Source organism: Citrobacter sp. C1 (genome assembly GCF_014596895.2).
Lineage (GTDB): Bacteria > Pseudomonadota > Gammaproteobacteria > Enterobacterales > Enterobacteriaceae > Citrobacter > Citrobacter gillenii.
Window position 1 is genome coordinate 3156209 of the sequence record NZ_CP115035.1, and the last position, 23176, is coordinate 3179384.

Genomic DNA, 23176 nt, shown 5'->3' on the forward strand with positions numbered 1-23176 from the left:
ATGTGGTGCATACTGTTTTCCATCCAAAGAACAGTATCGAGGTAAAACATGAATTTATCCGCTCCGGCTTACTTTATTTTCAATGTCATCATTCACGATGAGGTGGCACTCAAACCTTATCTGGAAAACGTTGAAGCCAGTTATAAAGCCTTTGGTGGCAAACGAATTGTTATGGGGGCAAAATGTGAAGCTCTGGAAGGTACTCCTCCAGCGGGCCAAATGGTCATTCTGGCATTTAGTAGCCTCAAGCAGGCTCACGCTTGGTATGATTCACCAGCCTATCAGGCCATTATTCCTTTCCGATTACCGGCCGCCACAACGCAAACATGGCTTGTTGAAGGCGTCCCCCCCTCTCCGAACTTCAGTGAATAAAGAGAATTAAATGAAAACACTCGTCATTGTGTCGCACCCCAACTATGGACTGTCACGTGTGGTAAAAGCGCTACAAGCTACAGCGGAGACACTCTCTGACACTTTGGTAAGGAATCTTGAAACTCTCTATGGTAACAACCCTGAAGCAATTGATGTTGCAGCCGAACAAGCCGCCTGTGAAGGCGTTGATCGCATTGTATTTGTCTATCCCACACACTGGTTCAATCTTACCCCAATGCTCAAGGCTTACCTTAATGTAACCTGGAGCTATGGCTGGGCTTTCGGTCCAGGAGGTAAAGCGCTTAAAAACAAGGAATTAATGGTGGTAACCTCTGCCGGTGCCAGTGAGTTTACCTATTCACATGATGGGTTGATTAAGAGCACGATGGCAGAAGTATTAACACCAGTGAAAGCAAGCGCATTGTACATCGGTATGAAATTTGTAGATCCACTCACGTTTTTCGAAGTGATGGATCTATCTGAACATGATATTTCTGATTTTCAAAAAACATTCGCAAATAAAGTTAAATCCTGATTGATATGGCTGCAGGAATCATAAAATGAATCCATCTGATCTAATTACGTAAAACACTCGCAAAGTTAATTCCACAATTCAAACGTTCATTTAGAGAGGATGTGAAAAATGAATACTATTGCTGAAAAAGTTGTTGTGATTACTGGCGCGTCCAGTGGACTGGGTGAGGCTACTGCTCGTCTTCTTGCTGCTCGCGGAGCTAAACTTATATTAGGGGCTCGTCGTTTAGACAAACTGGAAAAACTGGCCAGTGAAATAACGGCAGCAGGCGGTGAAGCATTGGCTGTAACAACAGATGTCGCTAAACACGATGATGTGGTTAATCTCATACAATCTGCGTTAAAAAAATATGGGAAGGTTGATGTACTGGTCAACAATGCGGGGGTTATGCCTATGGCCGCAATGTCCAAGTTAAAAGTAGATGAATGGGATCTAATGATAGATATCAATATTAAAGGTGTACTCTACGGAATCGCAGCTGTATTGCCTAATATGTTGAATGAAAAAAACGGGCACATTATTAACTTATCATCCGTTGCCGGACTACGTGTTTCCGCAGGTGTAGGTACCGTTTACAGCGCAACAAAGTTTGCAGTAAAAGCCATCAGTGAAGGGCTGCGTGCTGAAGTTGGAAGCTCTGGAATCAGAGTGACGACACTTTATCCTGGGGCCGTTGCCAGTGAACTGGTCAATGGCAGCAGTGATGCAGAAGCCAGTTCTGCAATGAAATCCTTTTATGAGAATTATGAAATATCTGCTGATTCAGTCGCAAAAGCAATTGTTTTTGCAGTAGAACAACCCGATGATGTATCTATTAATGAAATAACGCTTCGCCCCACCTCGCAGGAATTCTGAAGATAGTTGTTAATCCTGATTATTATCCTTATGTCTATCCTGAGTCTTGGTTACAAAGAACATTGACATGAAAACAAATCTTATTGCATGACTTATTTTATTTTTTAATATTTTTTAGAATCCTGTTCATAATTCTGTGTACTGCCATCATATTAAAGGTGATCGCTCAGACGGTCACCGAACTCGATAATAAAGCGACTCATCACCAGCCGCAAGTTCCGGATCGGCATGCTCCGTTTATTTTAAGCATCCTTTATCGCCAGATAAATAATTTTCTGAAAGTAGCACTCCCAATCAAAGCCCTGCCACCAGTAGTGACAGGAAGAGCTTTTTTGTTGGTGGAACTGCATAACCAAAAACTCATCACATCCGATATTGAGTTATTTAACGTCAAACATTTCTTTTCTCGCTAGCATTCCCCAACGACGTATTTCAATCGGGGAAAAATACAGCCCTGCGTACACGCCAAGAGCAATGAATTTAGGCTTTATAATTTCTGCGTTCTGCAGGAATTATAAAGTGGCGTAAGGCGAGTAAATTCAATTTCAAAGAAATTGCTAATTTGCGTCACCGAACCCATCTGCAAACAGACGCGCCTACGCGGATTTTGCAGACCGGGGGGAGCCGAATAAATTTCGCCGCCCCAGCGAGCGAAAAGCTATCGCCCACGATAGCGGTTTATTTGGGGGGCTTGCCCCGCACACCGTCGCAGCTAAGTCTCCGGCCAAAAGCCGGTAGCGTGGCGCGACCAACCCCTTTAAAGGTCAGCTTCCCTTTTATTCACGCTGCGAGGAACGAGCAAAGGGAATAAAAAGGCGAAAGCGACCGTCTTAAAGGGGTTGGTCGCGCGTAGCGTGCGACGGTGTGCCGCAGTTGACCCTGGGGGTTTTGGCGCGGCGTTCAGCCACGACATTACCCTCATGTGACATGTAGGGAGAGCGTCCAGCCCGAGCGTAATGTCACACGCCGTTGCCCGTCATTCGAGCGTTTCAGAGGACTGACGACCATGCGTCGGCTGTTTTCTGAAAGCGCGGATAACGGGCATGAGCGTCGGAGACGTTCAGTGCTTTTCATCCGTTTATGGGCGTCCTCAATAGGCGTCACGTGTGGGCGTGAGGTTTAACGTCCATCGGTGACGCCCATGTGATGCGCCCGTCACACCGAAATCAGACCGGAGATCACTGCAATGGGAACTCATCTGATGCAAAGGCTGAGTGCCTTTTCGGATGCCTTTTCTTATTTTCTGCTGTGGCTGCAATACAACCCGGTAATATTGTCCATATTTGCCGGGATGACGCTGCCATTCATCTTTCATCTGCCACGTGAAGAAAGAAAAAATGCCCCCTTCTGGTTAAAATCGGTGGCGGGTTTATCCACCTTCTTTTTCATATTCGGCACCCTGTCACCGCTGACCATTCAGGGGCTGAGTTTTTTCTTTAAAGTACTCGACAATAAAATACTGCTCAGATTATCACTCTGGATACTGACTATCGGGTTTACGCTTGCAGGTCTGGCTTTTCATATTGCAGCCCGCAGACTGCTGGCCGGAGAAATTGACCGTCTGAAACACCGGATGATTAAAAAAAGCAAACTGGAAAGAAATGTCAGAACAGATGTTCGTGAAGTCAGGGACATGTTACCTGACAGCATTGCGTATAATCCGCTGGATTATATTGACCTGAATAAAGGTATTTTTATCGGGCTGGATAAAGACGACCAGCCGCAATATATCACCGCCGAAGAATTTCAAACTCAGCACGCCGACCTTATCGGTACCACGGGGTCTGGTAAAGGCGTCAGTGCCTGTGTGCTGCTTTATCAGGCAATACTTTCAGGTGAAGGCGTATTTGTCGAAGATCCTAAAAATGATGAGTGGGCACCACATGTACTGCGGGAAGCCTGTCTGAAAGCGGGGAAAAATTTTGTTCTTATTAACCTGAATGACCTCAATTTTCAGCTTGATTTACTGGCTGATATTTCTCATGAACAACTGGAGGAACTGTTTAATGCCGGTTTCAGCCTGGGTAAAAAAGGCGAAGGTGCTGATTTTTACCGTATCGCCGATCGCCGTGCAGCGAGAAACACGGCAGCTATTTATGAAAAGGGCATGACGTTACGCGACTTATTTAACACTGACTTTGTGAAATCTCTCAGTGAAGATGTGCCTGCTTTTTATGGCGAGCTTGAGGAAATCGCATTAGTCAATTCCATTAACGCCCGGAACGGATTTTCCTTAAAGACTATTTTCGATGAAGGCGGATGCTGTTACATCATCGGCTCGATGCGAAACCAGAAAATCATATCGGCTCAGCGAATGATTTTAACCCGTCTGATTCAGATAGCCGAAACACGTGATCGCATACAAGGCAAACCTCGTCCTGTTGCTATTTTCCTTGATGAACTTAAGTATCACCTTTCCCGCCCTGCACTTGAGGGACTTGGCGCAGCGCGGGATAAAGGTGTGCATATCATCATGGCCCACCAGTCGGTAAAAGATTTGTATGACTGCCCGGCAGATCTGGAGGGTGATGCTGTGGCCGGTTCGGTGATTGAGAACTGCAAGTTTATGCTGGTTTATCGCCTTCGCGATCCGGACACTGCCGACTGGGTGGCAAGGATGACTGGCTCTATTCTGGTAGACGATGAAATGAGGAAAGTTAAAACGGATATATCTCTGACTGAAAAGGTAGAAACAGACAGGATGATCCGCCAGGCTGAGAGATATTATATAGACAGCAACATGTTGCTTAACCTCCCCCACTTTGTTGGTTTTGTTTTCACCCAGAATGATCTGGCGAAGGCAACCAAACTATTCCATATACCGGCGAAAAAGCAATATATCGACCTGCTTTCGTTTGAACATAAACAAAGACTGCATACCGAAAAAGAAAGCCAGATCCACAAACCCTCCATTAACCTGTGAGGTTATCAATGCTTATTCATAACGTTGCTGAAAGAAATGAAGCCGCAAAACGGAGAATGCGGACATTGCTGTATTTCCTCAAGGAAGAAACGTTTTCTGATTTCCGCACCTTAAAAAGAGTTGTCGGCTATAAAGGAAAATATAACCATGCGATGTATAACCTGCTGAATAAAGCGGTTGCAATGGGTCTCCTGAATAAACATGAGTATCCGGTATTGACCGGGAAAAAATCATTGTGGGGGATCACCATGCAAGGACTGGCAATGGTGGTTAGCGCTAATGACAAGGTATTTCCCGCCTATTTTGAGCCGGGAAAACTCAGACACTGGACGCTGGAGCACCGCCTGTTAAACCAGCGGGTCAGGATCGCACTAGAGGAAAAAGGCGGTACGGGCTGGCTTAACGGCGATCGGGGAGAGTTTATAGCGCGATATAGAGGTGTCCAACACCGACCGGACGGCATTATTACCTTAAGCAGCGGTGCCATCGTTGCGGTGGAAACAGAGCGAACGATGAAAACACGCGCCCGTTACATCAGCATCATTAACAGTCATCTGGCCGCCAGCGACGCCGGACGCTGGCATTATGCGATGTATGTGATGCCGGATGATAAAACTAAAGAATCGCTGGTCAGGCTGTTTGGCAGCATCAGGACGGTGATAAGGAACAACATTCCCGTCCCGTTTGATGCGAAGAACCGCGAGATGTTTCTGTTCCGCACCCTTGATGAACTGGAATATAGCGTCAGTGATATGCAGGAGGCCCCCTCTTCATCAGTTGGTGGCGATAACGGGAGGGAACACCATGCATGACATTTTGACTCATGGCGACTGCCTTGACGTTCTGCGCAGTATGCCGGACAACTCTGTGGACAGCATCGTGACTGACCCGCCCTATGGTATTAAATTCATGGGTAAGACATGGGACTATGATGTTCCTTCACAAGCCATCTGGGAAGAATGTCTACGCGTACTCAAACCTGGTGGTCATCTGCTGTCCTTCGCGGGCTCACGCACTCAACACCGGATGGCAATGCGTATTGAGGATGCGGGCTTTGAAATACGTGACATGATTGTATTTCTCTACGAGACCAGTAATGCTGCTCAGGCCCTCATTGAAAGTATGTCACCGGACCAGCTCAAATTGCTGGACGCGGCATTTGGGCGTGATGGAATAATGGGCTGGGTATACGGTTCGGGCTTTCCTAAATCTCACCACGCGTTAAAACCGGCACTGGAACCGATTACCCTTGCCCGCAAGCCATGCATGGGATCGACAGCATCCAACGTAGGCGTGTATGGCACTGGCGTTTTAAACATCAGCGAATGCAGGATCCCTCTGGCAGAAGGAGAATCACCCTATGATTATCCAAATGGACCGGGTGGTTCCGATCCCAACCACATGTGGCGAGGAAGAAATAAAGGTGATGGCGGTATCGCAAGGCAAGGAAACCTGGATGGTCGCTGGCCTGCCAATCTTATCCATGATGGCAGTGATACAGTACTTGCCAAGTTCCGGGATACTCCTCAACAGCTAGAAATTAGTAGCGCAAGTAGGTTCTTTTATTGTGCGAAAGCCAGCAAAAAAGACCGTGGTGAGGGTAACAATCATATGTGTGTAAAACCCACCGAACTGATGCGATACCTTTGCCGCTTGGTTACCCCCTATGGCGGCACTGTACTTGATCCCTTTATGGGAAGTGGAAGCACCGGTAAAGCCGCAGCGATGGAAGGCTTCTGTTTTATCGGTATTGAGCGCGAAGCGGATTATGTGAAAATTGCCCGCAGGCGTATTGCGGCAGTACGAAGTACCATAGTTCGTACTGGCGATGCAGGGAGACGCATTGATAAATAAAGTGTCAGTTCCACTGGATTTTAAACAGTAGTAGGGATACCTAGATATTCTTTACACATATTTCAACATTGCCCTACAGCACAAAATTGAAGTTAAGTTAAATGCCGCCAAAGGGGTGAACGGGCTCTTTGCCGCCCGCCCCCGCAGCCTGCGAATTTTCCTGGCATCCAATGCCACGAAGATTCGCAGGGGGAATTATACATCCTGAAACCACCATTACCCTGCCCACTGCACTATAAGGTTAAAGCCACATTCCTTTACCGCTTATTTCTTCTGCCCTCAAGCTTTGCCCATCAAATAACGATACAATTTACATCCCACACAGGCAGCCTTGAAAATATATAGCCTACCTCCTCTGAATCTTATATTCTTGCCGAGAAGAATTGATATTTTTATTGATGGTTCTAAATTCGATCATCATGGTCACCAATGAAGAAGGAATAAATTAACAATACAACTACAGGCCTTATTTTTTACGTTCTGTATCGACCTTATCGTTTTCATTGATGCTCAGAAGCGGGGGCTTCAATTCTTCAACTGATTCGGTATTATTATTTTCACTTGCGAAAGATTTTTTAAAATCCCGAAGACTCTCCCCTAAGTCACCTCCCAAACTTCTAAGCCTTTTGGTACCAAAAAGCATAATTACGATACCTGCGATGATAATCAGCTTCCAGATACTAATTCCGGCCATAAAAACCTCTTTTAAACGATCTGATTCAGGTCCTGATTTTTCAAAATAGCTATTTATTATTTATTTCCCACAGATGTTTAATTACCTTTAGTAATGATCACCCAGCCATCAGTTGAGGCAACTCTAAGCTTTTTCACAGCTGTATACTCGGGTGAGTTATAGAAACGTTCCGCGTACTCAATACTCGGGAACTCTGCTATTGCAAATAATGAATGCGGACGACCTTCTTTCGCTTTTACACTTTCATTAAATACTGTCACCTTCCCATTATACTTTTGTACCAATGGACCTGCCACGTCCTTATATTTTTGATATATCGTGGGATCTTTAATATCATAATTTGCAATCACGTAGGCATGAGATGTTACTTCAACACTATGTGCTGGTGCTGCAGATGTGAAAATCAATGTGCACGCGGTCAGTACGACCAAGAGGTTCTTTTTAAACACTTAAAACTCCAATAGTATTGGTGATGGAATTATCAAAACATAAAATCACGCCGAAAATCAATGACTCAATTAAACTTGTGAGATTTTCTCTTAAGAACATTTTTTTTGACCAACGTTGACCATACCCTTATCCGAGACACACCATGCGGTAATTAACGGTATCACTTACGAGCTATGGTCGACGAAACCCATTTGCATTTTGATAATATACCCACCATATATGGTGAGTTTAAATATTGTCACGTCGATTTCACCCATTTCAGATGGGGTAAAATGGAACCTCAGTGCACCAAGACTCTCATGAAAATAGTCCATATTGCTTAGTTCCGGAATAATTATAATCCATGATTTTCGCGTGAATCATCAAATCAGCTAAATTTTTGTCGTTTTGGCATTTTTTCTTGCTAATCACACGTAAATAATAAAAAGTTGGTTTTCTATCAATTGCCAAGTGTAACGCATTCAAAAGGTGAAAATAAATCAATTTTCGGTTCGAGGTGCATTTAATCCCTTATTGAATCTGTAAGATACTTCATGCCGAATGGGAGTAAATATATGTACAGGGCCGATTAGTATCGCCCCGCACATACTTTACGATGGTCATCATTTATAAACCAATGCAACACCATGCAACTTATTCTTACCTCCAGCAAAAATTATTTTGTAAGAATCCCCGCCAGCTTGCACTGCTTTTTCTGACAACTTGTTTTCCAGTTCGGTGAGCGTTGTAACTCCGCTAACAGATACGACTCCAATTCGATTTAACCCTTCAAAATCGTTCACTTTATTAGCGGCAAAAGCACTTGTTGTTACTGTAGAAAGCATTAATGCCATCATTGATATCTTAATCATTATCGTTACCTGCCTTATTTAAGTAAGCCGGACAGAAGTAATCCCGGTAATAAATATATTACTCCCTGACACCTGACCTCAGCATGACGTCACGATAACATTTTTGTCAGAATAGATACTAACGGGGAAAAAATCATTTCCCTGGGAAAAAATTATAGAGAGTTGGTTCCTACTTCCCTGACACTCATCTACCTTTCCTAACCGGAATTTTTAGCAATAATTAGGTCTGACATAACTGCACATCTTCAGTTCGACTGAAGTTAAGCACATCACTAAGATATAGAGAATGCTTTACGCAAAGCCACTAATTTGGCGTTATTAAAAGTTTTTACAACTTGCGCATCTGGTGAACTCAAATCGAAGCCATGAAACCCTCCGGGTACGACCAATAACTCTGCTGGAACACCGGCGTCTATCAATCTGCCTGCATACCTGATGTTTTCCTCAACAAAAAGATCGACCGAGCCTACACAAATATACGCTGGAGGCAGACGGGTGAAATCATCAGTTCGTGCAGGAACTGCAGCGCGAGGAACTGCCGCAGTACCCGGTTGAACGCCGAGAAAAGAAGCCCAACCAAATCTGTTTGCCGCCGGAGTCCAGATGATACGACCGATGTGAGAGGGTACATTACCGACACTTCCAGTCCGATCATCGAGCATTGGATAGACGAGTAGCTGAAATGCTAATGGATACTCTCCACGATCGCGGGCTTTTATGGCGAGCAGCGCAGCATGACCCCCACCCGCACTTTCGCCCATTACGGCTACTCTACGGGTATCAACACCCAGCACATCTGCATTTTCGAACACCCACTTCAGCGCAGCATAGTTATCTTCAACGGAACCCGCGTAGGTAACCTCCGGTGCCAGTCTGTATTCTACTGAAACTATCACACAATCGAGAGCAATCGACATCGCCTGCAATCGATGCACATCTTGTGCAACTGTACCGAGAACAAATCCCCCCCCATGAGTGTGTAATATCGCCGGTCGGCGAGTACCAGGTTTATCGTTGATGACATAAACCACCACTCCAGGCTGACCGCCAGTTCCCGGCACAATACGTTTAGTGACCTTGACGGATGGATCCTGAGCTGGTGATAATTTATCCAGAGATGCCCTAATTTGCCCCAGCGTTGACGCCGACATTTTTGATAAGGTTTCTGTCAGTGGCATAAGTTCCTTCGCTGCGGCTCTCAGTTCTGGATCGACATGGCTCATAAAATCCGCCTTACCGACTGCAGAAACCATCTCAGCAGCAAAGCCTCGTGAAGCTGCGGTTACCAGTATCGTACTCAGAGTCCCAAGAACTAATTTACGACGTGTCAGCTCTATCATATTACTCACCTTCAGTTCGGAACGGCCTCGTTGGCAAGCCGTCAGTTAATTCGATTTCAAACTTTCACTTTCATATAATCAAAGAAATAATCTGATACGCAGCAATTCCAATACAATCTATTACAGATGAGCCAGGTACTGTTTTAGGCGATCCATATCATTATTCACCTGCGGGGACTGTATTACATCGTAAGACCCAAAAATCGGAAGAACATCAACACCGCAGAATTTATAAACGGCTGTTGTCGAATGAAACACGTCGTCAACGGATAAACCTGAATGCAGCTTTTGATTTTTGTCATCAAACGCCTGTTTTGGACTATTCATTGTCAAAGACAGCATGTATTTCTTGCCCTGTAATTTGCCTCCCGAACCGTACTGTCGGCCAGGGTCACTGGCGTCCCTTCCATCTCCTGATATAAAACTTTGCTGGAGCATCCCGGCAGTAAAAATTTCATCAACATATTTTTTGTAGATCCAGGGCATTCCGAACCAAAAGACCGGCGACTGGGTTATGATGATATCTGCCCAAAGATGTTTTTTGACTTCCTCGTCAACATTATATCCTTGCTCTATGTTTGTTTCCTTGACCTCATAACCTTTATTCAGCATTTCATCTTTAATTAAAGTAGCCAATGAGCGATTAAGTGTTCCCTCGCTTATGCCCGGATATTTTTGGTGCGCATTGATAATGAGAATTCTCTTTGCGTTAACAGGAACGGAACCAATGGCTCCACCTGCTGCGCTCCCAGGCGCTAAAACTGCCGCCGTCATAACCAAACCAACCTTAATAAATTCCCGGCGATCCAACCCTGCAACATCATTAGCTTCATTTTTCTCAATGGGTGATTTAGTCATGCGAAATGCTCCAGTAAAGAATGACTTAAGCGCAGTATGCAGGCATGAAACCTTATCTCCTGAGGGAATAGATGTATGTCATGCCTGACGAACCATGTAAACGACACCACCAGCTGTATCCTCTTTCGTCAATAACCCAACGACCTCAGTGAGGCGAGCGGGACTATATGTATTAGATCACTGCTATTTTCCCGGCTACCTGGATTTTTCCTTCAGGAAGGTAAAGGAAAAAAACCTCACTGTTCAAATGACTAATATGTCTCTTTATATCGAATTATAACTTGCCTGATCTGAGGAATTTATTGCCTGATTAAACAACTTTGATTTTCGTGGCAGCCACACAGTATCGTAAGATGGTAGACTTTAAAAAAGTGATGGCTTAGTTTTTGAATGAGAGTCCGTTATAAAAACTTAATATAAAACGAGATATCATCCTCTTTTATTTAATTACGTAAACCCAGTTAATAGAATGACTGTTTTTATTATGAACAACAGTTCCTGAATAATGGAGGTCATCATGAGATTATTGTTGGTTGAAGATGAAGAGAAAACCTCTTCGTACATTAGCCGTGCTCTCTGTGAAATGAGCTATACTGTTGATGTTGCAGCCGATGGGAAACAAGGCCTCTATCTTGCCGTTGAGTATGACTATGATGCTATTATTTTAGATGTGATGCTTCCTGTTCTTGATGGATACGGTGTTTTAGAAGGACTTCGCGCCATTAAAAAAACCCCAGTACTAATGCTTTCAGCGCGCAGCTCCGTAGATGAGCGAGTCAAAGGGTTGCGTCGTGGTGCTGATGACTATTTGCCGAAACCTTTTTCCCTGATTGAACTGGTTGCCAGGATTCAAGTTTTAGTACGGCGTCGCGTAAACGAAAATGGTGATACTGCCCAGTTTGATATTGACGACCTTCATATAGATCTTTTAGCACGCAGGGTAGTACGTGGCGATGATCGCATTGATCTGACCGCTAAAGAATTTGCGCTTTTAAGTTTATTGGCTCGTCACCATGGAGAAATCCTTTCAAAAATGATGATCGCCGAACAGGTATGGGACATGAATTTTGATAGCGATGCCAATGTGGTTGAAGTTGCCATAAAAAGGCTGAGAACTAAGATTGATACCCCTTATACCGTTAAACTTCTTCACACCGTTCGCGGAATGGGCTATGTGTTAGAGAAACGTACTTATCGCAATTGAGATCAAGGTTTAAAATCCGATGAAACATTCTATTTCGAGCCGTTTAGCGCTAATGTTTGTTTTACTAATGGCGATAATATTATCTACTCTTGCATTTTTTCAAAGAGCTTCACTTTCTTCTTTACTTGAAAATCAAATGCATAATGAATTGCTTTTTCGAAATTCGCTTGTAGCTCCGTATATTGAGACTCAGGGATCACAGGCGAACTGGTATTTAATTCAGGAAAAACTTAAGACACTCAGTGATAATGAAGGGCATAAGGTTAAATACTCGATAATAAGCGAAGATAGTCATTACCTAATTGGAGGTGGATTACTGGCTAGTTTAAGACGTGAACATTTAAAGGACGGTTTTTCAACTATTCCAGGCGATGAGAAACATTGCCCGCTTTATTTATATGTTGAAACATTGAAGTCTCTTGGCGATCGTCCAGAGATTCGTTTTGTCGTCGCAATCGATTCAACACCTTACTTCAGCACACTGAGCGAATTTTCCCGCGCACTTATTTTGATCTCATTAGCGGGATTGATTTTGGTGGCAATTTTGAGTTATGCCATGTCGCGCATCGGCATGAGTCCCGTCCGTGATCTGAGCAGGCAGGCAAACTATCTGATACCCGGGAATGTAGGTCAGCGGCTTAATTCATCGGCGCTTCCCTTAGAGTTGCAGTCTCTTGCTTATGCTTTCAATGGCGTACTAGAACGTCAGGAAATCGCCTGGCAGCAATTAGAGAGTTTCAACGCCGATGTTGCACATGAGTTGCGGACACCACTCACCAACCTGATTGGCCAGACGCAACTTGCTCTTGCACGTGAACGTAGTGTTGATGAATTAGAGGAACTACTGGAATCTAACCTTGAAGAACTTGATCGAATGACGTCAATTGTAAATGATATGTTGTTTCTTTCGCACGCGCAGGCAGGGAAAGGTGCGGCTGAGCTGAGTAATACATCTCTTCGGGAAGAGGCTCTGAAAACGGCTGAGTATGTAGAACCGTCATTCCATGATCGCGAACTTAAGCTGGATATTGTAGGTAACGTGCAAACCATTGTCGATCGCCGGCTTTTTCATCGCGCCCTGGCCAACCTGCTTGAAAATAGTGCTCGTCACGCGACCGCCTCCACGACTGTTACTGTGAGTATTTTTGCCCAGTATGGCTTTGCTCATGTCGCTGTCATGAATGTCGGTGATACGATTGCCACCAGGCATCTTACTCGTCTCTTCGAACGTTTCTATCGGGTTGATGCTTCACGTAAAGACAGTGATATGCACCATGGCCTTGGACTTGCGATTGTTAAAGCAATTGCGATTATGCACGGGGGGGAGGTATTCGCCAGAAGTGAGCAGGGCATTAACACCTTTGGTTTCACTCTTAGAGTTTCGCCAAAGGATAATTTACCATCATTAAAAAATACGCCGGAGATAGAATAATCCGCAATACACAGCCGGAATCATTCTGACTTAGAAGAAAAAATTCGATAACAGATGGAAAGTATTCGGTTCCCGGACAGCAGAGTCAATGGTTCACCCCCTACTTCCGGTCACACTTGGCTAATTTATGCGATATTGTCCATTATTATTTTGTCAGCCAGAATATCTGTATGCATTACATTACAGAATGAGTCAAATCGAAATGTCTTCTGGGCGAGGTTTGGAAGAATGATATTTCCTATACGCCAATGGAGGTATGTTATATTTCCTCGAGAAAATTCGGGTAAAGGACTGTTGTGAATCAAATCCATATTTATATGATATGAAAGAAATATCATCATTTGTATTACTTAAATCCCATGCAGCTAACTCAAGCTTACGGCCCCTGATATAATTAGCAAGAGTACTCTGAGTTACCTGATAAAAAACCCGTTGAAAATGCCACTTTGAATAACCGGACTTTTCTGCCACATCATTTATTTTTAACGGTTCGAAGATATTAATATCGATCCATGTCAATATATCTGCAATAATCTCGGCGTGAATGACTTCATTTCTTTTAGCCATAGCCCTTGACTCCCCAATTTTAATTACCGCCAGAAAAAGGGTTAAATATGTGAGTAACGCAGTATTCCCCAAAATAAAAAACAGAATGTAAATCAGAAAACGCCTGACATTATAAACATCACAATCGAAATTAATTCATTATTTATAAATAACTATCATACAACACAATACATTACCCCGATGCAATAATCTTGTAAAAATCGGCTACTTCCCTTTCTGTCAAAATATATTTCCGAGAGGGGAAAGAGTCATGGCCCCTTTGAGAATACTAAGTCGATACAGAATTTCCCTTCGCAGAAACGTTTCTACTCTACGGCATAAAACTGGCCCTCCCCTACAAATATTAAAGCGCCGAAGCCAATTTAGTAAGGCTCATTAGATACAGCTGTTCATAAATATATTGGGATATTGAAATTACTGAATTAAATATTTCTATTTTTAAATACTGAAACCTATCTATCAGACTTTTGTTCTTTCTACACTATATGTACCCATGGTGTCACCACCATGAGTACCAGACTGAATTAGCAGGAAAACGTTGAATTGAATTTACGTTAGAAGGTGTCGCCAAGTTTGTCAGACAGCATCAATATGGCTTGAAAACCAGTCGAGCACGAGCTGAGGATTTCTGCCAAAATAGTTGTAGCCCTCAAAACGTTGATCAGTACCCTCGATCCAAAACATCTTCTTGTCACTGGATGACATAAGATCATAGATTTCCTGCACACTCGATACCTTTGTCGTAAAATCACGGCGAACTTGTGCTACGAGAGTTGGAACTGTAACAGATTTTGCATATTCCATCGGAAAGACTTGCACAAGATGGTAACCGGTTTGTTTGTAAAACGCAGCGTCAAGCCTTTCGTATCCATCTGTAATATTTAGATTTTCTACCGCCTTTGCCACAAAAACTGCAGGTAATGAAGGTTGCAGGGCAATCATTGCTTTAATGTGTTTAAACTCCTCGGGGTGTTTGTGCATTCCCACAATTGTTGAGTTAGCTCCGAGGCACCTGCTGTAGAGAGCTGTCTTCATGTCCTTGGTATCAGACCGGGACTTAGCGTAGCGAAGCGATCCAATCACATCACGATATTCGAGCACGCCATGGCCAACAATCCCCCCGCTGCCTGAACCGCTACGCCCGTGGTTACGCATATCGTAGGTGATAATGTTGTAGCCAGCGTCATGTAATATCTTGTATTCAGGTAGAAAATTTACTTCAAAGCCGCCAAAGTTTTTCCACGGATCCATGTGCCCAGGGTAACCATATCGGTTGCATGGCATAGGATGATTCATAATAAGCAGTTTGTCCGAATTGGCAGGAATGAACCACCCTTCAATCGTTACTCCATCTATCGCAGGGAAGAAAATTTCCTCATATTCCATACCATATTCATTCGGCCACCTTAGAATCGGCGTACGAGTTGAATGAGCCATGAGATCTGCCATGCTATTGATGAATGCCTCGTTTTTCTCGTCGGCCGTACTAACCGCATTTTTGTCCGTTATTTGTTGACTTCCAGCGGCGATCACACTTGACGATGCAATCGCCAGGAGAGGGAGAGCGGCTAATGATGCACTTGACTTTAAAAGAGAGCGTCGACTGTATGCCGAGCCACCTTCTTTCCTGAGGGTAATATCATTCTTATTACTCATTACAGGCTCCTATTACTCATTATTTGCTAATAGTCTAATTAGACTAAACCCTTAGATAATGCACCAACATACATCGACCACTCTAAATTAATCTAAAGCCGTCTGTTTTATCTCACCACAATTTATTATTGTACTCCCACTACCTGTCCTCAACATTACGCATAGATAACATTTTTGACAGTTTATAATTAAATCTAAAACACTTCTCACGTATGTCAACCCATACACCCAATAGACAATAATCAACTAAAAAAAAAGGTAAAATGTATAGGGAAATGGTTAACCATGAATACTAACAATGAGGTGTAAATTATAAGATGAGTAGGACAACCATATCATATAAGCACCGAAGGAATTCATCTAAAAGACAAAATACTCATTCAACTCATTGAGCGTAACAACTTGACATTGAGAACTCGAATGAAGCGAAGGGTCCTGCAAACAGAATGCTAACTCAAGGTATTATCAATACGTTTTATTTACGCTAATCCTGCCGTGGATTATATGAAGACTTCTTATTATCAAGTATCCATAAAAAATTAACTTCGAGATATTCAACCATATAAAAACAATATACTTAGAAGTATGAAGATAAAAATTCAATAATTATAAGGCGCAGTAGCCCTAACCGATTATATATAGCTTTTATTATCAATGCGTGCGATTTGAGTTAAGTCTAAATTTATTTATCAATCTGTGCTGACAAATAAAGCATACATTTACACCATGCTTTCAAAAGTGATAAACCTAATATGCGATGTAATTATTGCATTGCACAGAAAAAAATAAAAGGACCTGCAGTAAAGGTCACGAACTTTATTTATACAAATCTCAGAAAATAAGCAGTGGCTATATATAAAAACATTGAGGGTTATTATGATTAAGCATAAACTAATGTCTTTAGCGATGTCATCTGTATTTCTTGCTGGCGCTGCACACGCAGCGGAAGTTTACAATAAAGACGGCAGCAAACTGAATATCACCGGTTTGATTTCCGGCGAGCGTTATTTCTCGCAGGATCCGGGCATGGATGGTGACCAGACATACGTTCGTCTGGGTTTTCGTGGTGAAACACAAATCTCTGACAAACTAACTGGTTATGGTCAGTGGCAGTCACAGTTTGATGCCAACAATCCAGAAAGCCAGAGTTCCACACCAAGAACGCGTTATGGATTCGCTGGCCTGAAGTTCGGCGATTACGGCTCACTCGATTACGGTCGTAACCGTGGTGTGCTTTATGATTCCCTGGGTTTTACCGATATGCAGCCTGAGTTTGACGCCATGACCTACGGCTCAGACCAGTTCATGTTCAGCCGCGCAAACGGTGTCGCGACTTACCGTGTAAGCGGTTTCTACGGCCTGATCGATGGTCTGGATATTGCGATTCAGTATCAGGGTAAAAATGACGGCGGCGGTGAACCGGGCGTCCGCAGTGTACTGCGCCAGAATGGTGATGGCTATGGCATGTCTGCCACCTATGAAATCGGCGCCGGCGTCAGTGTTGTGGGTGCAATGAGCAGCGCGAACCGTACCATCGAACAAAATAGCCGTACGTCCGGCATTATGGGTAATGGCAATCGCGCTGAAGCCTATTCGGGTGCGGTTAAGTATGATGCGAACGGCGTTTATTTAGCTGCGATGTATACCCAGTCTTATAATGCTTCACGCTTCGGTTCAATTTCTGATGACAGTGCCTACGGTTACGCCAACAAATCTCAAATAATAGAATTGTATGCCAGTTACCAGTTTGATTTCGGCCTGCAACCGTTTGTTGCTTATAACGTGAACAAAGGTAAAAATCTGGGTCGTTCTGCTTCCGGTCAAAATTACGGAGACCAGGATTTGATCAAGTTTGTCGACTTCGGTGCAACTTATTACTTCAACAAAAACATCAATGTATTTGTTGATTACATGATAAACCTGGTTGATGAAAATAGCTTTACACGTGAAGCCGGTATTAGTACCGATGACGTCACTGCGGTCGGTGTTGTTTACCAGTTCTGATTTTTCTGAGAAGTGTAATTACAGGCGACCTCGGTCGCCTTTTTTACGTCTTATGAAAATGTGCCCTACCGGTTCCCTCCCCCAGTGAGCGGTACGCTGATAAGGTGTTTCTCTTTCTGAATGGGATGACCATGCAAAACGTTACACCCATCGGTATCGACCTCTGCAAAAATTCGTTCTATAACACGGTTGCTTATGCGGCTCTACTAAGATTATGCCTACCTCATTGAGCAGACTGAGGAGGTTGAACTGGAATTGAAAGCAAATATGGCATGAAGACGATACCGCACGGCGGTTACTAACTGGTGAACTTAAATTGTTTGTTCATTCGTTTGTTGGCACGTAAAGATAATCCTTTCAGCAACTACTTGTTGCCAGTCAAAAGTGTATGGATGCTAAGCATGTTGTCTAAATTTTCATTTAACAGAACCGATACTCATTATAGTAATATTATCCGCATGGTTTTTTGAATTAGGGTAATCAATGCGTCGAAAAAATATCAAAGATTATCAGGCATTTATTGCCGTAGCTCGCGAGCAAAGCTTTACTAAAGCCGCAGCTCAGCTTGGCGTATCCCAGTCAGCGCTGAGCTATACCGTGCGCACTCTTGAGGCACAACTGGGTCTACGGTTGCTCACCCGCACAACCCGGAGCGTTTCCGTAACAGAGGCCGGTGAACATTTACTGGGTCGTATCGGCCCGCATTTTGATGAAATTGAGAATGAAATCGCCGCACTCAGTGGGATGCGAGATAAACCCGCTGGAATCGTACGGATTACTGCCGTCGAGCATGCCGCAGAAACCATTCTTTGGCCGAAACTGAAAGTGTTACTTCGAGACTATCCGGATATTGATATTGAAATCATCAGTGAGTACGGCTTGAAGGATATTGTTGCTGAACGATACGACGCGGGAGTTCGGTTGGGTGAGCAGGTTGATAAAGACATGATCTCGGTTCCAATTGCACCAAACTTCAACTTTGCCGTAGTTGGGTCACCTTCCTATTTCGCAGATAATAAAATTCCAGTTATCCCACGTGACTTAAGTGACCATAGTTGTATTAAGTTACGACTTCCGACTCATGGGGGCTTCTATACGTGGGAATTCTATAAGCAGGGAACTGAGCTTAAAATCCGTATCGAAGGAAGAGGGACATTTAGCAGCGTACATATGATGCGGCAGGCCGCACTGGATGGACTGGGTCTTGCCTATCTGCCAAAAGACATGGTGGACACAGCGCTTGAAAAGGGTCAGTTGGTACAGGTTCTCGCCGATTGGTCTCCTCCACGCACAGCTTATCATCTCTACTACCCAAGCCGCCGCCAGCATTCACCCGCATTTGCCCTTGTACTGGAAGCTCTGCGTTATCGCGTCTAACTTCCCCCTCTCAAACCCAGCGAGCTGACACTCAGTTCACTGGGTTTGATTAAGAAAATACCCTTCTAAGCCCAATCAAAATTAAGCCCCTAATTTCTTAATGCAAAAGGAATTAAGATTAAAGCTGAATTTCCCTCTTTAAGTGCCCTTAACATCTTCAAGTGAAGGAAGGATTATTAATGAATAAGCAAGCAGGTGGACTCAGTCGCCGTAACTTCATCCTTACAGCTTCAGTAGCCTCTGCCGGGTTATTGATGGCGGGCAATGCATCAGCCACACTTGATCCTACACCACGGATATCCGGGGCAAGCACGCAGGTGGACGGAATTACCGTCCGGAGTGTCATGTTCAAAAACAATGAAATCATGATGTCAGGCAATCTCTATCTTCCTAAAGCATTTAGCGAAGACAGAAAATTTGCTGCAATCGTTGTGATACATCCTGGGGGGGGAGTTAAGGAACAGACTGCGGGACTTTATGCACTCAAACTGGCTGCTGAAGGGTTCGTAACGTTGGCCTTTGATGCTTCCCATCAAGGTGCCAGCGGTGGTTTACCTCGGTTTGTTGATGATCCAATGAAACGCGTCGTCGATTTTTACAGCGCTATCGATTATCTGACCACGCTACCTTACGTTGACAGCGATCGCATCGGTGCATTGGGAGTTTGTGCCGGCAGCGGAATAACTGTTAAAGCCTCAATGACCGAACGCCGAATCAAGGCGCTTGCAACGGTAAGTGCAGTAGATGTGGGTGCTGCGACCCGTAAAGGCTGGGAGGGAAAAACGGCTGAGTCTGAACTCATCCCTACTCTGGAGGCTGTCGCTAAGCAGCGTTCGTCAGAAGCCGCGGGTGGCGCGCCAGTCTATGTCAACTACGTACCCAAGCTCGGCGATACGACTGCGCCTCGTGATCTTCAGGAAGCAGCTGACTACTATCTTACGGCCCGGGGAAGATACCCAACTTCGACTAATCAGATGCTGATGACAAGTATCAGCACGCTCGCATCCTTTACCGGCTTTGAAGGAGCAGATGTTTACATTACTCAGCCACTCCTGATGATAGCCGGTAGCAAGGCTGGGTCTTTATGGCACAGCGAACAACTTAACGCCCTCGCCGCGTCGACGAAAAAGGAACTGTTTATCATCCCCGGCGCGACTCACATGGACCTGTACGATGGAGCGGGTGCAACGGCAGCAGCCAAAAAACTTGTTCCCTTCTTTAAGAGTCAGCTAGCAAGCAGTTGATCCCGCGTTCACTGACTTGTTGCTGTCTTTTTTTACTCATTTTCGGAGTAATATGACCATGAAATATCGCAAACTTGGTAACTCGGGTCTCTCTGTCTCAAATTTGACCCTTGGAACCATGGGATTTGGCACAGAAACACCTGAAAATGAAGCATTCGCTATCCTTGATGAGTTCGTTGATGTGGGCGGTAACATGATTGATACTGCCGATGTCTACGGTGGCGGTGCATCAGAAACGCTACTTGGACGTTGGCGTGCAAGTCGCCCGGACAAGACGAGCCGTCTGGTGGTCGCAACAAAGGCCCGATTCGGAACAGGCCAGGATGTCAATGATGCAGGCTCATCTCGTGCCCACCTTAACCGAGCTCTGAACACGTCGCTAGATCGTCTAGGTGTCGAAACGATTGATCTTTATCAGATGCATGGATGGGATCCTCTGACTCCCGTCGAAGAAACCCTCTCTTTTCTCGATGCGGCTGTACGTGCGGGAAAAATTCACTATATCGGGCTTTCCAACTTTACCGGCTGGCAACTCCAACTAGTGCTTTCAACAGCAAAAGCAATGGGACTACAAGTACCTATCACACTTCAGCAACAATACAGCCTGTTGTGCCGTGAGATTGAATACGAGCTTGTTCCTGCTGCTGTATATAACGAGATAGGGCTATTGCCTTGGTCACCTTTAGCGGGAGGTTTTTTGAGCGGAAAATATAATCGCCAAACGGAACCTCAATCAGGCATGAGATATACCAATAGCAATCCAATGTTCAAGTATATTGGGCAAAAATTTGCTCAGTCGGAAAGAAATTGGGCCACACTTGATACAGTGCGACTGATTGCTGACCAAATAGGTGCAACACCGAGTCAGGTAGCTCTGAGCTGGGTCAATAGCAGGCCAGCAGTTTCTTCAACAATCATCGGCGCTCGCACAATTGAGCAGCTCCACGATAATCTCACCGCCGCAGAGCTTCAGCTTTCTCCTGAATTAACCAGTCAGTTAGATACCGTGAGTGCGCCTGCACCGGATGATTATCCCTATGGCCGATTTGGATCACTTCAACGCGACCGATATGTCGACTCCAGTGCTCAAGCTCTTCGAGAGTTATAACGCAAGTATACCGTCACTTGGACCTTCGACAGTCATGAAGGCTCATTTAACAAATCCTGAATCAGTGTATTTTTAAATTGCTAATAATCTGAGTAGAGCCTGGCTTTAATTTTTCTTTTAAACGGAGGTTAAGCTTCTGAGGCTCTTAATTATGAAGGTTGATGAAATGAACAAAAAAGTACTTCTTGAACAATATTCTCTCGGTAAAGGTATCACTCTACGAAACCGTATCGTCATGGCTCCGATGACAACCTGGTCTGGCAATGACGACGGTACGGTTTCTGACGAAGAGGAAACCTATTACCGCTTACGCGTGAAAGATATCGGGTTAGTGATTACCGGTTGCACACACGTACAGGAAAATGGCATCGGATTTACAGGTGAATTTGCTGCCTATGATGACAAATTTATCCCAAGCTTACAGCGTCTTGCGTCTGCAGCCAAAAGTGGTGGTGCACCAGCAATCTTACAGATCTTTCATGCTGGTGTTAAAACCAGTCCCGAACTCGTATCTGATATCGTCGCAGCAAGCCCTGTAGCTGGAGATGCTGGTCCATCAGCTCCTTCCGTTATACCGCGTGAACTTGCTGATCATGAAATCGAGGCGATTGTAAAAGCTTTTGGTGATGCAACCCGCCGCGCTATAGAAGCAGGTTTTGACGGTGTAGAGCTCCACGGCGCCCATGGTTTCTTACTTCAGAATTTCTTCTCACCTCATTTCAATCAGCGAAACGATCGCTGGGGGGGTTCTCTTACAAACCGTATGCGATTTCCCCTTGCCGTCATCAAGGAAGTTCGCAAGATTATTGCCGAACATGCCATTGCACCTTTCCTGTTAGGTTACCGAATAACATTAGATGAATCGCATCTTGAAGATGGTTTACGTATCGGAGAATCATTAAAACTTGTTGATAACCTAATTATTGGTGGTATCGATTACTTGCATGTGTCACTGGGAAATGCGTTAGAAGCACGGCCAGTGGACGCCCCGAATGGCCCCACAATCATCGAAATCATGCGAGATCACCTTGCAGACCGCATCCCATTCATTGCAGCGGGTCAAATCAAGACACCAGATCATGCTGCAGCTGCTATAGAGGCAGGACTTTCTCTTGCTGCCGTCGGACAGGGACTAGTGTTGAATCCTGACTGGGTTCAATTTGTGAGTGATGAGGCTAGAGGTTCGATCGCTCTCGATATATCTGCTTCAGATGTAAAGCAGCTCGCAATCCCTCATAAGCTTTGGGATGTTATTGATACCACGACGGGATGGTTTAACGTCCGCCATACTGAGTAATAAACTTAAACAGGAATGCCCAGGAGTGCTTATTATCCGGGCATTTAATCCATATGAGTTATATGACCAAGGCTCTTTAACATTTTGAAATGAAACTGCAAAGTGTAAGTTTTGAATATATTTTTTAAGATATTTATACATATTCACTTGCAGACTTGTCAATATTGCACAGCAAACCAATAAAATGGTCGCCACCTCGAATGTGAAAGGAAAATCGTGTGCCCATATTAGTATAGAAAACCTAGTCACTCGGTTGGTTTTCCAGTAGCGATGAAACAGGCACTTCTAAAATCACAAGGACACGAGGGTGATTGTGTTCTGCTAGAACTTCATCCGACATTACAAGTGAATACCTAGGGTATCGGTTGTATATGGGATATTCACGTACCTGAGCAATTGAATGAACTTAGCATTAATAGATGAGAATGAAATATAATTGACTTTATCCACTGTAATTCTAATTAAATCAGCACACAGCGATAACCAATCGCTGTGTACCGCATTAGTGTAATTACGGTAAATAGTGGCGACACCGCAATGATAATTTTTCCACCA

The 23176-nt window shown here is 44.3% G+C and carries 20 protein-coding genes and 1 pseudogene; 13 read left to right on the forward strand and 8 right to left on the reverse strand.

What is annotated here, in order from left to right; genetic code table 11:
* The first annotated feature begins 48 nt into the window (after window positions 1–48).
* From IB214_RS15395 to IB214_RS15405, 3 genes are all read left to right on the forward strand, one after another.
* Window positions 49–372 (forward strand): DUF1330 domain-containing protein, encoded by a 324-nt coding sequence (locus tag IB214_RS15395; protein WP_117341800.1) that lies wholly within the window; start codon window positions 49–51, stop codon window positions 370–372.
* Window positions 373–382: 10 nt separating this feature from the next.
* The gene (locus tag IB214_RS15400; protein WP_117341799.1) at window positions 383–907 is read left to right on the forward strand and encodes an NAD(P)H-dependent oxidoreductase; all 525 of its coding nucleotides are present in this window, start codon (window positions 383–385) and stop codon (window positions 905–907) included.
* A gap of 108 nt (window positions 908–1015) precedes the next feature.
* Window positions 1016–1762 (forward strand): SDR family oxidoreductase, encoded by a 747-nt coding sequence (locus IB214_RS15405; protein WP_117341798.1) that lies wholly within the window; start codon window positions 1016–1018, stop codon window positions 1760–1762.
* Between the two features lie 152 nt (window positions 1763–1914).
* Here the strand turns inward: IB214_RS15405 and IB214_RS15410 are convergent.
* A pseudogene (locus IB214_RS15410) lies at window positions 1915–2040 on the reverse strand (IS256 family transposase); the annotation flags it as partial.
* 908 nt (window positions 2041–2948) lie between these two features.
* On the opposite strand from IB214_RS15410, the gene IB214_RS15415 reads away from it, so the two are divergent.
* The 3 genes from IB214_RS15415 to IB214_RS15425 are packed head-to-tail and all read left to right on the forward strand — an operon-like array spanning window position 2949 to window position 6539.
* Complete coding sequence (locus tag IB214_RS15415; RefSeq protein ID WP_117341796.1) at window positions 2949–4685, forward strand: type IV secretory system conjugative DNA transfer family protein; 1737 nt, start codon at window positions 2949–2951, stop codon at window positions 4683–4685.
* Between the two features lie 8 nt (window positions 4686–4693).
* Window positions 4694–5497: a MobC family replication-relaxation protein gene (gene mobC / locus IB214_RS15420; RefSeq protein ID WP_117341795.1), complete on the forward strand. Its 804-nt coding sequence runs from the start codon at window positions 4694–4696 to the stop codon at window positions 5495–5497.
* Complete coding sequence (locus IB214_RS15425) at window positions 5490–6539, forward strand: site-specific DNA-methyltransferase (protein ID WP_117341794.1); 1050 nt, start codon at window positions 5490–5492, stop codon at window positions 6537–6539. The genes mobC and IB214_RS15425 overlap by 8 nt, the downstream gene beginning before the upstream one ends.
* A gap of 466 nt (window positions 6540–7005) precedes the next feature.
* On the opposite strand, the gene tatA is transcribed toward IB214_RS15425, so the two are convergent.
* From tatA to IB214_RS15450, 5 genes are all read right to left on the reverse strand, one after another.
* Complete coding sequence (gene tatA / locus IB214_RS15430) at window positions 7006–7233, reverse strand: twin-arginine translocase TatA/TatE family subunit (protein ID WP_117341793.1); 228 nt, start codon at window positions 7231–7233, stop codon at window positions 7006–7008.
* A 77-nt stretch (window positions 7234–7310) separates the two neighbouring features.
* A complete protein-coding gene (locus IB214_RS15435; protein WP_244207852.1) occupies window positions 7311–7682 on the reverse strand; it encodes a DUF1330 domain-containing protein in 372 nt (123 codons plus the stop codon).
* 603 nt (window positions 7683–8285) lie between these two features.
* Window positions 8286–8534, reverse strand: coding sequence for a YdgH/BhsA/McbA-like domain containing protein (locus IB214_RS15440; RefSeq protein WP_117341792.1), 249 nt, complete (start codon window positions 8532–8534; stop codon window positions 8286–8288).
* A gap of 272 nt (window positions 8535–8806) precedes the next feature.
* Entirely contained in the window at window positions 8807–9874 is a 1068-nt protein-coding gene (locus tag IB214_RS15445; protein ID WP_117341791.1) for an alpha/beta hydrolase, read from the reverse strand.
* Between the two features lie 120 nt (window positions 9875–9994).
* Window positions 9995–10732, reverse strand: a complete 738-nt coding sequence (locus IB214_RS15450; protein WP_117341790.1) for an NAD(P)H-dependent oxidoreductase — start codon at window positions 10730–10732, stop codon at window positions 9995–9997.
* 517 nt (window positions 10733–11249) lie between these two features.
* Between IB214_RS15450 and IB214_RS15455 the strand changes: the two genes are divergently transcribed.
* Both IB214_RS15455 and IB214_RS15460 read left to right on the forward strand, forming a co-directional pair.
* Window positions 11250–11936, forward strand: coding sequence for a heavy metal response regulator transcription factor (locus IB214_RS15455; protein WP_117341789.1), 687 nt, complete (start codon window positions 11250–11252; stop codon window positions 11934–11936).
* A 19-nt stretch (window positions 11937–11955) separates the two neighbouring features.
* A complete protein-coding gene (locus tag IB214_RS15460) occupies window positions 11956–13368 on the forward strand; it encodes a heavy metal sensor histidine kinase (RefSeq protein WP_117341788.1) in 1413 nt (470 codons plus the stop codon).
* A 192-nt stretch (window positions 13369–13560) separates the two neighbouring features.
* Here IB214_RS15460 and IB214_RS15465 read toward each other — a convergent pair whose 3' ends face one another.
* Both IB214_RS15465 and IB214_RS15470 read right to left on the reverse strand, forming a co-directional pair.
* Window positions 13561–13935: a helix-turn-helix domain-containing protein gene (locus IB214_RS15465; RefSeq protein WP_117341974.1), complete on the reverse strand. Its 375-nt coding sequence runs from the start codon at window positions 13933–13935 to the stop codon at window positions 13561–13563.
* A 576-nt stretch (window positions 13936–14511) separates the two neighbouring features.
* Window positions 14512–15591: an alpha/beta hydrolase gene (locus IB214_RS15470; RefSeq protein WP_117341787.1), complete on the reverse strand. Its 1080-nt coding sequence runs from the start codon at window positions 15589–15591 to the stop codon at window positions 14512–14514.
* Between the two features lie 879 nt (window positions 15592–16470).
* Between IB214_RS15470 and ompC the strand changes: the two genes are divergently transcribed.
* The 5 genes from ompC to IB214_RS15495 all read left to right on the forward strand — a co-directional run bounded on the left by ompC (window position 16471) and on the right by IB214_RS15495 (window position 22621).
* Complete coding sequence (ompC, locus tag IB214_RS15475) at window positions 16471–17595, forward strand: porin OmpC (protein WP_117341972.1); 1125 nt, start codon at window positions 16471–16473, stop codon at window positions 17593–17595.
* Window positions 17596–18078: 483 nt separating this feature from the next.
* Window positions 18079–18972, forward strand: coding sequence for a LysR family transcriptional regulator (locus IB214_RS15480; RefSeq protein WP_117341786.1), 894 nt, complete (start codon window positions 18079–18081; stop codon window positions 18970–18972).
* 179 nt (window positions 18973–19151) lie between these two features.
* On the forward strand, window positions 19152–20216 hold the full coding sequence (locus tag IB214_RS15485; protein ID WP_223240187.1) for an alpha/beta hydrolase: 1065 nt from the start codon (window positions 19152–19154) through the stop codon (window positions 20214–20216).
* 58 nt (window positions 20217–20274) lie between these two features.
* Window positions 20275–21324, forward strand: a complete 1050-nt coding sequence (locus IB214_RS15490; RefSeq protein ID WP_117341970.1) for an aldo/keto reductase — start codon at window positions 20275–20277, stop codon at window positions 21322–21324.
* 151 nt (window positions 21325–21475) lie between these two features.
* Window positions 21476–22621 (forward strand): NADH-dependent flavin oxidoreductase, encoded by a 1146-nt coding sequence (locus IB214_RS15495; protein ID WP_223240185.1) that lies wholly within the window; start codon window positions 21476–21478, stop codon window positions 22619–22621.
* Window positions 22622–23176 lie beyond the last annotated feature (555 nt).